The sequence below is a fragment of the Halorubrum sp. SS7 genome, assembly GCF_005435055.1.
GTDB lineage: Archaea > Halobacteriota > Halobacteria > Halobacteriales > Haloferacaceae > Halorubrum > Halorubrum salinarum.
Genome location: NZ_SGXV01000001.1, coordinates 215,666 through 228,746 on the forward strand (window position 1 = coordinate 215,666; position 13,081 = coordinate 228,746).

Annotated in this window: 14 protein-coding genes; 8 read left to right on the forward strand and 6 right to left on the reverse strand. The window is 72.4% G+C overall.

Annotated features, from left to right (window positions below; all coding sequences use genetic code 11):
* Both EXE44_RS01135 and EXE44_RS01140 read left to right on the forward strand, forming a co-directional pair.
* Positions 1-444: an RNA-binding protein gene (locus EXE44_RS01135; RefSeq protein ID WP_137715597.1), complete on the forward strand. Its 444-nt coding sequence runs from the start codon at positions 1-3 to the stop codon at positions 442-444.
* Positions 445-536: 92 nt separating this feature from the next.
* Positions 537-1,982: an FAD-dependent oxidoreductase gene (locus EXE44_RS01140; protein ID WP_137715598.1), complete on the forward strand. Its 1,446-nt coding sequence runs from the start codon at positions 537-539 to the stop codon at positions 1,980-1,982.
* Between the two features lie 18 nt (positions 1,983-2,000).
* Here EXE44_RS01140 and EXE44_RS01145 read toward each other — a convergent pair whose 3' ends face one another.
* From EXE44_RS01145 to nth, 6 genes are all read right to left on the reverse strand, one after another.
* Entirely contained in the window at positions 2,001-2,459 is a 459-nt protein-coding gene (locus EXE44_RS01145) for a hypothetical protein (RefSeq protein ID WP_137715599.1), read from the reverse strand.
* The gene (locus EXE44_RS01150; RefSeq protein ID WP_137715600.1) at positions 2,456-2,950 is read right to left on the reverse strand and encodes a phosphopantetheine adenylyltransferase; all 495 of its coding nucleotides are present in this window, start codon (positions 2,948-2,950) and stop codon (positions 2,456-2,458) included. The genes EXE44_RS01145 and EXE44_RS01150 overlap by 4 nt, the downstream gene beginning before the upstream one ends.
* A gap of 50 nt (positions 2,951-3,000) precedes the next feature.
* Positions 3,001-3,564, reverse strand: coding sequence for a winged helix-turn-helix domain-containing protein (locus tag EXE44_RS01155; RefSeq protein WP_137715601.1), 564 nt, complete (start codon positions 3,562-3,564; stop codon positions 3,001-3,003).
* 115 nt (positions 3,565-3,679) lie between these two features.
* The gene (locus tag EXE44_RS01160; protein ID WP_137715602.1) at positions 3,680-4,759 is read right to left on the reverse strand and encodes a glutamate--cysteine ligase; all 1,080 of its coding nucleotides are present in this window, start codon (positions 4,757-4,759) and stop codon (positions 3,680-3,682) included.
* 557 nt (positions 4,760-5,316) lie between these two features.
* On the reverse strand, positions 5,317-5,871 hold the full coding sequence (locus EXE44_RS01165) for a DoxX family protein (protein WP_137715603.1): 555 nt from the start codon (positions 5,869-5,871) through the stop codon (positions 5,317-5,319).
* A gap of 155 nt (positions 5,872-6,026) precedes the next feature.
* Positions 6,027-6,710 carry an endonuclease III gene (gene nth / locus EXE44_RS01170; RefSeq protein ID WP_137715604.1) on the reverse strand — a complete coding sequence of 228 codons (684 nt, stop codon included), beginning with the start codon at positions 6,708-6,710 and terminating at the stop codon, positions 6,027-6,029.
* 144 nt (positions 6,711-6,854) lie between these two features.
* Here nth and EXE44_RS01175 point away from each other — a divergent pair, with 144 nt between their 5' ends.
* From EXE44_RS01175 to trpG, 6 genes are all read left to right on the forward strand, one after another.
* The gene (locus EXE44_RS01175) at positions 6,855-8,138 is read left to right on the forward strand and encodes a tRNA pseudouridine(54/55) synthase Pus10 (protein ID WP_137715605.1); all 1,284 of its coding nucleotides are present in this window, start codon (positions 6,855-6,857) and stop codon (positions 8,136-8,138) included.
* A 114-nt stretch (positions 8,139-8,252) separates the two neighbouring features.
* Positions 8,253-8,954 (forward strand): universal stress protein, encoded by a 702-nt coding sequence (locus EXE44_RS01180; protein ID WP_137715606.1) that lies wholly within the window; start codon positions 8,253-8,255, stop codon positions 8,952-8,954.
* A gap of 165 nt (positions 8,955-9,119) precedes the next feature.
* Entirely contained in the window at positions 9,120-10,169 is a 1,050-nt protein-coding gene (trpD, locus tag EXE44_RS01185; protein WP_137715607.1) for an anthranilate phosphoribosyltransferase, read from the forward strand.
* Entirely contained in the window at positions 10,169-10,813 is a 645-nt protein-coding gene (locus tag EXE44_RS01190) for a phosphoribosylanthranilate isomerase (RefSeq protein ID WP_121562162.1), read from the forward strand. Before trpD ends, EXE44_RS01190 begins: the two co-directional genes overlap by 1 nt.
* Positions 10,810-12,486, forward strand: a complete 1,677-nt coding sequence (trpE, locus tag EXE44_RS01195) for an anthranilate synthase component I (protein WP_137715608.1) — start codon at positions 10,810-10,812, stop codon at positions 12,484-12,486. The genes EXE44_RS01190 and trpE overlap by 4 nt, the downstream gene beginning before the upstream one ends.
* Positions 12,483-13,076 carry an anthranilate synthase component II gene (trpG, locus tag EXE44_RS01200; RefSeq protein WP_121562164.1) on the forward strand — a complete coding sequence of 198 codons (594 nt, stop codon included), beginning with the start codon at positions 12,483-12,485 and terminating at the stop codon, positions 13,074-13,076. The genes trpE and trpG overlap by 4 nt, the downstream gene beginning before the upstream one ends.
* Positions 13,077-13,081 lie beyond the last annotated feature (5 nt).

The following is a 13,081-nucleotide window of genomic DNA, read 5'->3' on the forward strand; positions in this document are numbered from 1 at the left end:
ATGCCGAAAGTCCCCTTCCACTACGTCGACCTCCGCGCGTTCTCGTACGCCACGGAGGACGTCAAACGCGTCGAGCAGGCGCTCCGCTCTCTGTTGCCCGAGGACGTCGAACTCGACCGCGTCGAGAACGTCGGCCATCACGGGGACCGGATCGTCGTGCTCTCGGCCCGCGTCGAGCGGGCCGACGAGATGCGCCACGTCCTCGACCGGCTCTCCGAGCTGGAGGACCTCGACCGCGTCCTCGACGAGCTCGACGAGCGGGTCGACGACAACTGCGCGCTGTTCCTCCGTCTCGACAAGCAGGCGGCGTTCCGCGGCGACATCAGGCTCGGACCGGGGGTTACCGTTCGCACGAAGGTCGAGGCGTACCCGGCGAAAAAGGAGAAGGCGGTCGCGAACGCCCGCGAGACCCTCTCGCGGCTGGCGGACGACGACGGCGACTGACCGCCCCACGCCCCGCGCCCGCACCCGACCGGTCGCGTGCCCGACCCGCACCCGCGGCGTGACTTTTTCACCCGCCCCGTCGATATCCGGCCATGAGCGATCCGTTCGTGGTCGTCGGGGCCGACGCGGCGGGGTTGAGCGCGGCCAGTAAGTTCCGCCGCGAGGCGCCCGACCGCGAGGTCGTCGTCTTCGAGAAGGGCCGGTGGATCTCGTACGCCTACTGCGGGATGCCGTACTTCATCGCCGGCTACGTCGACCGGATGTCGAACCTGCTGTCGCTGTCGCCGAGCGAGGTCGACGAGCGGGGGATCGACCTCCGGCGCGGCCACGAGGTCGTCGCCGTCGACCCCGACGCGAAGCGCGTGACGGTGGAGACGGCCGACGGCGACCGCTCCGAGCGGGCGTACGGCGGCCTGCTCGTCGCCACCGGGGCGCGCGCGACCACCGGCCCCTTCGACGTGCGCGGCGTCGACGGCGCGTTCACGCTCCACGACATGGACGCGGCCGCCGCCATCGACGCCTACGTCGCCGAGCCGGACGCCTACGACCCGGCCCGCGCCGACGTGAGCGCCGTCGACCGCGAGCGCGTCGACCGCAACGCCGCGATGCCGGCCCCCGAGACCGCGGCGGTCGTCGGCGGCGGGTACGTCGGCGTCGAGGTCGCCGAGGCGCTCACCGAGCGCGGGCTGGACGTCCACGTGTTCCACCGCTCGGGCCACCTCCTCTCGCCGTTCGGCGAGACCGTCGGGAACCGCGTCGAGGCGGCGCTCGAAGCCGAGGGCGTGACCGTCCACACGAACGCCCCGGTCGACGCGCTCGTCGGTGACGGTCGGATCGAGGCGATCGAGGTCGGACGTGGCGGCGGCGAGGCGCCCGAGCGGTTCCCCGTCGACATGGCGGTCGTCGGCGTCGGGATCCGGCCGAACACCGACCTGCTCGACGGCACCGGCGTCGACCTCGGGCCCGGCGAGGCGATCCGGGTCGACGACCACGGCCGCACCAGCCTCCCGGACGTGTACGCCGCGGGCGACTGCGCGACCGCGCGCCACGCGGTGACCGGCGAGCCGGACTGGGTCCCGCTCGGCCTCACCGCGAACCGCGCCGGGCGCGCTATCGGGGCGACGGTCGCCGGCGACCCGACGCCGGTCGGCGACATCGCTGGCACGGCGGCGGTGAAGGCGTTCGACGCCGAGGCCGCCCGCGTCGGGATCTTGGACCGCGACGAGGCCGAGGCGGCCGGGTTCGACCCGGTGAGCGAGACGGTGACCGCGGGCTCGCGCTCCGGCTACTACCCGGGCGCAGCCGAGACGGACGTGACGCTCGTCGCCGACCGCGATACGAAGCGGCTGCTCGGCGGGAGCATCGTCGGCACGGACCGCGCGGCGGTCCGGATCGACACGCTCGCGACCGCGATCGAGGCGGACATGACCGTCCCCGAGGTCGAGCGGCTCGACCTCGCGTACGCGCCGCCGTTCAGCCCGGTGTGGGACCCGATACTCGTCGCCGCGAAGGTGCTGAACGGGACGCTCGACGACTGAGACGGCCCGAGTTCGATCCTACCGTGACGCGGCGATACGCGAGAGAAGATACCCGATGACCGTCGACGCGGCGCCGACCGCGACCGCGACCGCGCCGGCGAGCGCGAGCGGGGCGGTGAACGCGGCGGCCGCCGGGCCGCCGGCGGTGAACGGGAGGACGTACGGCTCCGGCCCGAGTCCCCGGAGGAACGTTCCGGCGAACGGGCCGTACGTCAGGAGGATCGCCGGGAACGCGCCGCCCCCGGTCGCCGCGAACGCGACCGCGGCGACCGCCGTCACCGCGGCGAGGGCGCCGACGACCGCCGGGTCGCCGACGCCGACCGCGGCCGTCGCGTCGAAGGCCGCGTACGACAGCGCGAAGCCGACCGCGCTCCACACCGTCGCCCGCTCGAAGCCGGATTCGCCGAGGGCGATCCGACGCAACGTCGCGCGCCGGGAGGCGGCCGCGTCCGCCTCGCTTGCCTCGCTGCCGGTCATTCCGGGCGCGTCGCGCCCCGCCCCTCGCGGTCGGGGGTGAGGTTGCCGTGCTCGTCGATCTCGCCCGCGACGATCCGCGTCGAGGAGATGCGCTCGCCGTCCTCCGCCGCCACGTGGTCCACGACGACCAGGTCGAGCGGGTCGCGGCCGTGCTCGGCGCGGATCTCGTTGATCCGCTCGCCGCCCGCCTTCGTCTCGGGGGAGACGATCAGCGCGTCGAACTCCGGCTCGACGGCGATGCCGGTCGGCTCCGTCAGCTCGCGGATCTCGTAGTCGCGGCCGTGCGCCTCGGCGCGGGGGGCCAGCTCCGCCTCGAGGTCGCGCTCGCGTCGGTCGTAGGGGCGGACGTACCGCTCGACGTGTCGGGTCTCCGGCGCCAGCTCGTCGGAGGTGAGCCCGACGGTGACGTCACCCAGCTCGAACGCCCGTTCGAACAGCTTGCGGTGGCCGTCGTGAACGGGATCGAACGTACCCCCCAGCGCGACGTTCATGCCTCTCCGTTACGCGGGTCGAACTTAAATGGTCCCGAACCGCCGCCGGCTCAGTTCGACGGCTCGTCGCCGCCGTCGTCCGCGTCCGCGTCGCCGACGGGCTCGCCGTCGCCGTCCACAGAGATCTGGACGGGCTCGGTGTCGCCGTCGGGCGACTCGCCGCCGAGCCGGCGGTCGAGGTTGAAGACGGCGTTCAGCTCCGCCTGGACGTCGCCGACGACGCCGCGGACGAGGTCGCTCGGCGCGATGGCCTCGTACTCGTAGGGGTTGTTGCCCGCCCCCTCGGCCTTCCGCTTGTCGCGCTCGACGGTGCCCTCGTCGTGGAGCTCGGCGAGCGCCTCGCGGACGGTGCTCGGGTACAGGCCGGTGCCGTCGGCGACCTCGTCGCTCGTGCTGTGGGGGTTGTCGCGCAGGTAGACGTAGATGCGGGCCCGGGTCTCGGTGTCGAGCAGCCACGCGAGCAGGTCGACGACGTTGTCGTCGAACCCCTTCACCGCCCTGTCGGCGCCCTCGCCGAGCCGTTCTTTCGTCTTCCGCAGCTCCTCCCGGGTCCGCTCCGTCGGGGACTCCTCTGCGTCGTCGCCCGGTTCGGAGGGTGAATCGTTCGCGGTCATGGCGGAGAGTGGGAGCTACGCGGCCAAAAGGGTTTCTCGTCGCTTTCGTTCCGACGGAACGCCGGGAGCGCGTTTTCGGGTCTTTCGGCCCCGGTGTCAGGGGATGACGACGGCGTCAGGGACTCACGAGGAGGTCCGCGCGCAGCGCGTCGGCGCCCGACTCCTCGCGGATCCGGCGCTGGCGCGCGGCGCCGCTCTCGGCCTCGTACACCTCCCGGATGCCGTCGATCCCGAGCCGGTCGCACTCGGCGTCGACCACCTCGCCCAGTGGGGTCGTCCCCTCGCCGTCGCGGTCGACGAACGCGGCGTCGTGTCCGTGCCGGATCGCCCGCCACTTATTCTCGTCGAGCAGTTCCCGGCGCAGCGACGCGGGCGACTCGCCGTCCTCGTACCGCTCGGCGTAGTCGACGACCAGCGCCCGGACGTACTCGGCGAGCGCGAGGGTCACGTCGGGGTCGCGCTGGGCGTCCGGCGCCCGCACCTCGACCGTGCCGTGACCCGTGTGGGGGCGCACGTCGAACCACAGTTCGCCGCGGTCGGCGATGGAGTCGGTCTCGACCATCCGGCGCTCGTACCGCCGGAACGCGTCGAAGTCCTCGAACGCCGACGGGATGCCGGTGTTCGGGAGGTTCTCGAACACCTTCGCGCGGGCCGAGGCGAGCCCGGTGTCGAACCCGTTCCAGAACGGCGAATTCGCCGACAGCGCGAGCAGGACCGGGCAGTGCCACCGCAGGCGGTTCGCGACCCAGACGGCCTTGTCTGCGTCGTCGACGCCGACGTGGACGTGGAGCCCCGCCGTCGTGTTCCGGTGTTGGGGGTACTGAATGCGGTCCAGTTGGGCCTGGTACCGCGGCTTCTCGACGTGGTCGAGCTCGCGCCACTTCGCCGCCGGGTGGAGGCCGGCGGCCGCAATCTGATAGCCGTCGGCTGCGGCGTGGTCGACGAGGGCCTCGCGGACCGTCGCGAGCGCGTCCGCGGCGTCCGCGGGGTCTTCGATCAGCTCCGTCTGCGCTTCGATCGTACACTCGAACAGCTCGTGGTCGAACCCCTCGGGCACCGCGGCGGGCGGGTCGCGGCCGTACACGAGGTCGTCGGTCCCGGATGTCGGGCGGCCCTCGGCATCGACGATGTAGAACTCCTCCTCGATGCCGAGCGTCCCCATCCGGGAGAACGCGTCCCGCGAACCGAGTTCCATTACGCCCCCGTTCCGCCCGCGCGGTCTTATATCGATTGGAACCCGAAACGGAGGGCCGGTGCCGCGAGCGGCTACACCAACACGAGCCGTTGCGGCGGCGCGTGCCGGCGAGCGGCCGCAGGCCGCGAGTCGCACGCGCGAGGGAGTCGGTCGCCGAGCGTAGCGACGGCGACCGACGAGGCTGGGGAGGCGTGAGGTGCGGTGCCGTGCGGGCCGGGACTCAAAGGGGCAGTCGCGAGGAGCCCGTACGCTCGCTGCGCTCCTCACTCGGTCGCTACCGCTCCCTCGTTCCGGTGCTTGCGTCGCCTACTCGCGACTGGGGCTTTGGAGGTCTCCTCGGCAGGAGCGGTCGCGTCTCGCCGAGCGGCTGGGTCTTTGGAGGCATCCCCCGGCGATTCACAGTCAGACATTTATCAACGCGCGGTGGCAACGCGGCCGCTCTCCGTTCCAAAACTGATTGCGAAAAGTGAAGCAGCCACACCGTACGTCGCACATCGAAAACGAGTCGGCGGCGCGCCGTCACGCGCCCGGTTCCCCCCGCGCCGCGTCGCCCCCGTTCAGCCGAGGACGTAGCGGAGCTTCGGGAACCGCTCGACGAGCGCCTGCCCGCCGACCTCGATCCGCTCGATGTAGGCGTCCAGTCCGAGGACGCGGCCCGCGCCGAACGCGGCGACGGTGAGGAACACCAATGCGTACACCAGCGTCGAGTCGAACAGCGCGAGCGCCTCGCCGCTCCACCCGCCGAGGTAGAACAGCGTCATCTGGATCGCGCCGCCGAGCGCGGCCAGCCGGACGAACGCGCCCGCGATGAGCGCCGCGCCGATGAGCAGCTGCGTCACCGGAACGATCACGTTGACGACCTCCATGAGCGCCGGGCTCGACGCCATCGCCCCGTACAGCCCGCTGACCGGGCTCGCCGGGTCGATGTTCGCGAGGTAGCCCGCGGCGTCGAACGGCCACTCGGAGACCTTCCCGAGACCGGCGAACAGGATCATCCCGCCGATGGTCGCCCGGAGCAGGACGATGAACAGCGCCGACAGCGAGTGCGCCTTCCCCAACAGGGTGATTCCGCCGATCTCGCCGCCGAACTCGTTCGTGGTTTTGGTGGACATAGTGTCTCTCCTCACCTACGGATACACCGGACGAACGTATAAACCGGCGAGCGGGTTCCCTCCCGGCGAGACGGATCCGGCCCGTTCCCCGCATCGGCGGGGCCTTTAAATACACTATGCCGAACGACATCGGTCCCGAACGCTCTCTGACCCGCTCACCACGCCTCGCCGCTCGCGAGGTCCACGTCGCCGTCGCCCTTCTCCGAGGGGCAGACGTCGGCGAGCACGCAGTCGGCGCAGTCGGGGTTGATCGCGGTACACGTCGCGCGACCGTGGTCGATCATGAGGTGGGTGAACTGCTGCCAGTCGCTCTCGGGGACCACGTCGAGCAGGTCCTGTTCGATCGCTTCCGGACGCTCCTCCTCGGTGATCCCCAGCCGCCGCGTGAGCCGCTGGACGTGGGTGTCGACGACGATGCCCTCGACCACGTCGTGGCCGTGCTGGAGGACGACGTTCGCGGTCTTGCGGCCGACGCCCGCGAGGTCGGTCAGCTCCGACATCGTGTCCGGCACCTCGCCGTCGTGCTTCTCCGCGATGTCCGCGCACGCGGAGCGGATGTACTTCGCCTTGTTGTTGTAGTAGGTGATCGAGTTTATCGCCTCCGCGAGCTCCTCCTGGGGCGCGTTCGCGTACTCCTCGGGCGTCTCGTACGTCTCGAACAGGTCGGCGCACACCGAGTTCACGCGCTCGTCGGTGCACTGCGCCGAGAGGATGACGGCGATCAGCAGCTCCAGCCGGTTCGAGTAGTTGAGCGAGATGGTCGAGTCCGGGTACTCCTCGTACAGCCGGTCGAGGACCTCGGCGACCTGGTCCTCCCGCGCATCGCGTGGCGTTCCCATACGGATCCCCTCCGCCCGGGCGACATTGAACGATCCGACTCCGCCCCTCGTCCGCGGGGCGAGCCGTCGCTCGGGCGCCGGGCCTCGGCCGCCCGGTCTCGGCCGAGTAGTAAGACAGTTACCACCCGGCGCGCTGGATGGCGTATGGACGTACTCGACGTCGCGGCGCGCGCGACCGAGACCGGGCCCGTGTGCGACGCCTGTCTCGGCCGGCTCGTCGCCGACCGGAGCTTCGGGCTGTCGAACGCCGACCGCGGCTCGGCGCTCCGGGTGTCGCTCGCGCTGCGCGACGACGAGGACCACGAGGCGGTCGACACCGCGGACTGCTGGGTGTGCGAGGGTCGCTGCGCCGAGTTCGACGACTGGGCCGCCCGCGCCGCCGAGGCGGTCGAGGGGATCGAGTTCGAGACGTACAACGTGGGCACGCGCCCGCCGCCGCTGATCGAGGAGAACGAGGCGCTGCTCCGCGCCGACGCCGGCCTCGACGAGGACGCGGGCGAGCCGTTCAAGTCGGAGTTCAACCGCGAGGTGGGCAAGCGGGTCGGGCGGGCGACGGGCGCCGAGGTCTCCTTCGACCGCCCGGACGTCCAGTTCACGATCGACCTGGCCGAGGACGAGATAGCCGCGAAGGTGAACTCCACGTTCGTCTACGGCCGGTACCGGAAGTTAGAGCGCGACATCCCCCAGACCGAGTGGCCCTGCCGCGAGTGTAAGGGCTCCGGACGGCAGGGCGCCGACCCCTGCGACCACTGCGGCGGCTCCGGCTACCTCTACGACGACAGCGTCGAGGAGTACACCGCGCCGATCGTCGAGGACGTGATGGACGGGACCGAGGCGACGTTCCACGGCGCGGGCCGCGAGGACGTCGACGCCCTCATGCTCGGCACCGGCCGCCCGTTCGTGATCGAGGTCGAGGAGCCGCGCCGGCGCCGGGTCGACACCGACCGCCTCCAGTCCGACATCAACGCGTTCGCCGACGGCGCGGTCGAGGTCGAGGGCCTCCGGCTCGCGACCTACGACATGGTCGAGCGCGTGAAAGAGCACGACGCCGGGAAGCGGTACCGCGCGCAGGTGGCGTTCGACGCCGACGTCGACGCCGACGCGCTCGCCGACGCGGTCGCGGAGCTGGAGGGAGCGACCGTCGAGCAGTACACGCCGAACCGCGTCGACCACCGCCGCGCGAGCATCACCCGCGAGCGCGACGTGTACGAGGCGACCGCCGAACTCGACGACCCGCGGCGCGCGACCGTCGAGATCAGCGGCGAGGGCGGGCTCTACATCAAGGAGCTGATCTCCGGCGACGAGGGACGCACCGAGCCGAGCCTCGCCGGCCTGCTCGGCGTCGGCGCCGAGGTGACCGCGCTCGACGTGCTCGCGGTGGAGGGCGAGGCGGAGCCGTTCGAGGACGAGGCGTTCTTCCGGGAGTAGCGCGCCCGCGTTTCGGGTCGCGACCTCCCGGGTCCGGCCCCGCAGCGCACCGCCTCGGACCGTGACGGTCGCGGAACCAACGGGATTTATCTGACGAGCGTCAGACGTTCGCACATGGACGGGAGCGACGCCGACGGTGGAAACGCCCGCGAGGGCGGGACGCAAAACGGCGGGGCACGCGGCGGGTCGGGCGGTTCGGTCGGGACCGGGGGCGCCGGCCACGCGGCCGAGCCCGCGGTCGGCGACCCCGTCATCCGGCCCGCGGTCGACGAGGCGGGCGAGGTCCCGGCCGCCGCCGACGTGTCGCTGAACGGCGCCGACCGCGCGGACCGCCCCGACCGGGTCTCCTCGGTCCTCGTCGCCGTCGGCCCCGGCCCGCACTCGGGCGCGACCGTCGACGTGGCGCGGGAAATCGCGTCGGAGACCGACTCGTGGCTCGAACTGTTCCACGTCGTCCCCTCGGACGCGGCGCTCGCCGACGCCGGCCCCGACGAGGACGCCTCCGGCACGGTCGTCGCCGCAAGCGACGCGGACGACACCGACTACGCGGCGGCCGGCGAGCGGCTCCTCGACGCGGCCGAGGACAGGCTCGGCGGGTTCGACCGCGCGGACCGATGGCTCGTCGAGGACCGGACCGCGGCGGGCGCCATCGTCGAGCAGTCGGCGTACTACGACCTCGTCGTCGTCGGCGCGCCGACCACCGGGACCGTCGGCCGCTTCGTCTTCGGCTCCACGACCGACACCGTCATCGGCGACGCCGAGGTCCCCGTGGTCGTCGTCGAGGCCGACGGGTCGCGGGCGCTCGACCCGGCGTAGGGGCTGATCCGCTCTGCCGTCGGCGTCGCTTCTCCGCTCTCGGTCGCCTCTCCTCGTGTTCTTCCGCGTTCACGGCGCGTGGTACCGCTTCCCGTCACGGCGACAGCGTTAAATTAGTGTACATACTTGTACATCACAACGCGGAATACTACATCGGTGGACACAATGAATCTCAACGACACGGTCGAGCGCGTGACGGACGGGGAGGATCTGACCGTAGCCGAGGCGCGCGAGGCCGCGCGGCTGGTCTTCGAGGAGGCGACGGACGCCCAGATCGGGGCGCTGCTGGCCGCGCTCCGGACGAAGGGCGAGACCGAGGCCGAGATCGCCGGCTTCGCGCAGGGGATGCGCGACGCGGCGCGCACGATCGAGCCCGACCGCGAGCCGCTCGTCGACACCTGCGGCACCGGCGGCGACGACTACGACACGATCAACGTGTCGACGACCGCCGCCATCGTCGCCGCGGGCGCCGGCGTGCCGATCGCGAAGCACGGCAACTACTCCGTCTCCTCGTCGTCGGGGAGCGCGGACGTGCTGGAGGTCGCGGGCGCCGACGTGGAGGCCGAACCGCCCGCCGTCGAGGCGGCGATCGAGGCGGACGGGATCGGCTTCATGCTCGCGCCGGTCTTCCACCCGGCGATGAAGGCCGTCATCGGCCCCCGGAAGGAGCTCGGCATGCGGACGATCTTTAACGTCCTCGGGCCGCTCACGAACCCCGCGGGCGCCGACGCGCAGGTGCTCGGCGTCTACGACCCCGACCTCGTCCCCGTCATCGCGCGCTCGCTCGCGCACATGCCCGTCGAGCGCGCCCTCGTCGTCCACGGCGCCGGGATGGACGAGATCGGCATCCACGACGAGACGGTCGCCGCCGAGGTCGACGGCGAGGACGTGACCGAGTTCACCATCGCGCCGGAGGACCTCGGGCTCGACCGGGCCCCGATCGACGCGGTCGCCGGCGGCGGTCCGGAGGAGAACGCGGCGGACCTGCGCGGGATCGTCGACGGCTCCGTCACGGGCCCGAAGCGCGACCTGATCCTGGCGAACGCGGGCGCGGCCATCTACGTCGCCGGCGAGGCCGACACGCTCGCGGCGGGCGTCGAGCGGGCGGCCGAGGCGATCGACTCCGGCGCGGCCGCCGAGAAGTTCGCGGCGCTCTGCGGCGACGGCGAGCCGGTCGACGGCGGGCTCGGGGCGACCGCGGAGGACGACGACTGATGGCCCGGGTGAAGATCTGCGGGCTCACCGACGAGGCCGACCTCCGCGCCGCGGTCGACGCGGGCGCCGACGCGGTCGGCGTGATCACGGAGGTCCCGGTCGACTCGCCGCGCGAGGTCGACCCGGCGACGGCGGCCGAGCTGCTCGCCGCCGTGCCCCCGTTCGTCACCGCGACGCTCGTGACGATGCCCGACTCCGCCGAGCGCGCGGTCGAGCTCGCCCGGACAGTCGCCCCCGACGCGATCCAGCTCCACGGCGAGTGGACGCTCGACGAGCTGCGGTACGTCCGCGCGGAGACGGAGCGGAAGGTGCTGCTCACGGTCGACGCCGACGACCCGGCCCGCGCGGAGGAGCTCGACGGCGCGGTCGACGCGCTGGTGGTCGACTCCACCGACGACTCGGGCGCGGGCGGGACGGGCGAGACGCACGACTGGCGCGCGACCGGCGACCTCGCCGCCCGGCTCACGACCCCGGTCGTGCTGGCGGGCGGGCTCACGGCCGACAACGTCGCCGAGGCGGTCCGCGTCGCCGACCCCTTCGCGGTCGACGTCGCCTCGGGCGTCGAGATCGAGGGCGGGCGGAAGGACCACAACGCGGTCGCCCGCTTCGTCGCGAACGCGGGCCGGGAGATGGAGCTGGCATGAGCGACGCGCCCCCGCTGAACCGGACGAAGGCCGAGTTCGTCGACCTCGCGGCCGACGCCGAGCGGCCGGTCGTGGTCCGCGCGTCGGCCGCGCTCGACGCCGACGTGACCCCCCTGGGCGCGTACGCGACCCTCGTCGGCGAGGGGCCGTACGGCTTCCTGCTGGAGTCCGGCGAGAAGGTCGCCTCCAGCGACCCCGACGGCGCGTTCACCGCGGGCGGGAAGGCGGACCGGCACGCCCGCTACTCGTTCGTCGGCTACGACCCCGAGGCGATCGTCTCGGTCCACCCCGACCGCACCGAGGTGACCGAGCTGGGACCGGCCGCCGAGTTCGTCGGCGCTGGCGCGGGTGCGACCGACGGCGACCTCGGACCCGCCGCGGGCGACGCGGTCGACCGCGTCCGCGCGGCGTTCCCCGACGTGAGCCTGCGCGGCTTCCCGGACACCGATCGGCAGATCCTCTCCGGCGGGTTCGTCGGGTTCCTCGCGTACGAGGCGGTGTACGACCTCTGGCTGGAGGAGGTCGGCGTCGACCGCCCCGAGACCGAGTTCCCCGACGCCGAGTTCGCGCTCACGACCCGGACCGTCGTCTTCGACGAGAAGGAGGGCGGCGCCGAGCTGGTGTTCACGCCCGTGATCGGCGTCGACGACGACCCCGCCGCCGTCTACGACGACCTCGTCGCGGAGGCGGAGCGGGTCGCGGCCGAACTGCGCGAGGCCGCGCCGCCCGACCCGGACGGGGTCCGCGTGCGCGAGGAGTCCGCGGACCCGCGCGAGGAGTACGAGGAGGCCGTCCGGACCGCCAAGCGACACGTCCTCGACGGCGACATCTATCAGGGCGTGATCTCGCGCAGTCGCGAGCTCCGCGGCGAGGTCGACTCGCTCGGGCTGTACGCGGCGCTCCGCGACGTGAACCCCTCGCCGTACATGTACGTGCTCAGACACGACGACCGGACCGTCGTCGGCGCAAGCCCGGAGACGCTCGTGTCGGTCCAGGGCGACCGCGTCGTCTCGAACCCGATCGCCGGCACTTGCCCGCGCGGCACGAGCCCGGTCGAGGACCGGCGGCTCGCGGGCGAGATGCTCGCGGACGGCAAGGAGCGTGCCGAGCACACGATGCTCGTCGACCTCGCGCGCAACGACGTGCGGCGCGTCTCCGAGCCGGGCTCCGTCCGCGTCGAGGAGTTCATGAACGTGCTGAAGTACAGCCACGTCCAGCACATCGAGTCGACCGTGACGGGGACGCTCGCGGCCGACGCCGACGCGTTCGACGCGACGCGCGCGACGTTCCCGGCCGGGACGCTCACGGGCGCGCCGAAGGTGCGCGCGATGGAGATCATCGACGACTTAGAGACGACCCCGCGGGAGGCGTACGGCGGCGGCGTCGGCTACTACTCGTGGACCGGCGACGCCGACTTTGCGATCGTCATCCGGACCGCGACGCTCGACGAGTCGGGCGACGAGTCCGTCGTCGGCGTGCGCGCCGGCGCTGGCCTCGTGGCCGACTCCGACCCCGCGGCCGAGTACGAGGAGACCGAACAGAAGATGGACGGTGTGTTGACCGCGATCGACCGCATCCGCGAGGACGAAGCGCGGGACGGCGACGCCGACTCGGCGGCGCCCGCCGAGGGCGACGACGGGCCGCTCGCTACCGGCACGGAGGCGGAGCGATGAAGGTCGCCGTCGTCGACAACTTCGACTCGTTCACCTACAACCTCGTCGAGTACGTCTCCGACCAGACGATCGGCGGGGAGCCGGTCGCCGTCGACGTGTTCAAGAACACGGCGTCGCTCGACGAGATCGAGTCGGCCGAGCCCGACGCCGTGATCATCAGTCCGGGGCCCGGCCACCCGAAGAACGACCGCGACGTGGGCGTGACGATGTCGGTGCTCCGCGACCTCTCGCCGTCGGTGCCGACGCTCGGCGTCTGTCTCGGCTTGGAGGCCGCGGTCTACGAGTACGGCGGGACCGTCGGGCACGCCCCCGAGCCCGTCCACGGCAAGGCGTTCCCCGTCGACCACGACGGGGAGGGCGTGTTCCGCGGGCTCGACCAGGGATTCCGCGCCGGCCGTTACCACTCGCTGGCGGCCACCGAAGTCCCCGAGGCGTTCGACGTCACGGCCACCACGGACCACGACGGCGAGTCGATCGTGATGGGGATCCGCCACCGCGAGCACCCGATCGAGGCGGTCCAGTTCCACCCGGAGAGCGTGTTGACCGGGTCGGGCCACGACCTCATCCGGAACTTCCTCACCGCCGTCTGAGCGCC

Excerpts from the sequence above, each read along its gene's own strand:
- EXE44_RS01135 (WP_137715597.1), top strand. The coding sequence starts at position 1 with ATGCCGAAAGTCCCCTTCCACTACGTCGACCTCCGCGCGTTCTCGTAC.
- EXE44_RS01140 (WP_137715598.1), top strand. The coding sequence starts at position 537 with ATGAGCGATCCGTTCGTGGTCGTCGGGGCCGACGCGGCGGGGTTGAGC.
- EXE44_RS01145 (WP_137715599.1), bottom strand. The coding sequence starts at position 2,459 with ATGACCGGCAGCGAGGCAAGCGAGGCGGACGCGGCCGCCTCCCGGCGC.
- EXE44_RS01150 (WP_137715600.1), bottom strand. The coding sequence starts at position 2,950 with ATGAACGTCGCGCTGGGGGGTACGTTCGATCCCGTTCACGACGGCCAC.
- EXE44_RS01155 (WP_137715601.1), bottom strand. The coding sequence starts at position 3,564 with ATGACCGCGAACGATTCACCCTCCGAACCGGGCGACGACGCAGAGGAG.
- EXE44_RS01160 (WP_137715602.1), bottom strand. The coding sequence starts at position 4,759 with ATGGAACTCGGTTCGCGGGACGCGTTCTCCCGGATGGGGACGCTCGGC.
- EXE44_RS01165 (WP_137715603.1), bottom strand. The coding sequence starts at position 5,871 with ATGTCCACCAAAACCACGAACGAGTTCGGCGGCGAGATCGGCGGAATC.
- nth (WP_137715604.1), bottom strand. The coding sequence starts at position 6,710 with ATGGGAACGCCACGCGATGCGCGGGAGGACCAGGTCGCCGAGGTCCTC.
- EXE44_RS01175 (WP_137715605.1), top strand. The coding sequence starts at position 6,855 with ATGGACGTACTCGACGTCGCGGCGCGCGCGACCGAGACCGGGCCCGTG.
- EXE44_RS01180 (WP_137715606.1), top strand. The coding sequence starts at position 8,253 with ATGGACGGGAGCGACGCCGACGGTGGAAACGCCCGCGAGGGCGGGACG.
- trpD (WP_137715607.1), top strand. The coding sequence starts at position 9,120 with ATGAATCTCAACGACACGGTCGAGCGCGTGACGGACGGGGAGGATCTG.
- EXE44_RS01190 (WP_121562162.1), top strand. The coding sequence starts at position 10,169 with ATGGCCCGGGTGAAGATCTGCGGGCTCACCGACGAGGCCGACCTCCGC.
- trpE (WP_137715608.1), top strand. The coding sequence starts at position 10,810 with ATGAGCGACGCGCCCCCGCTGAACCGGACGAAGGCCGAGTTCGTCGAC.
- trpG (WP_121562164.1), top strand. The coding sequence starts at position 12,483 with ATGAAGGTCGCCGTCGTCGACAACTTCGACTCGTTCACCTACAACCTC.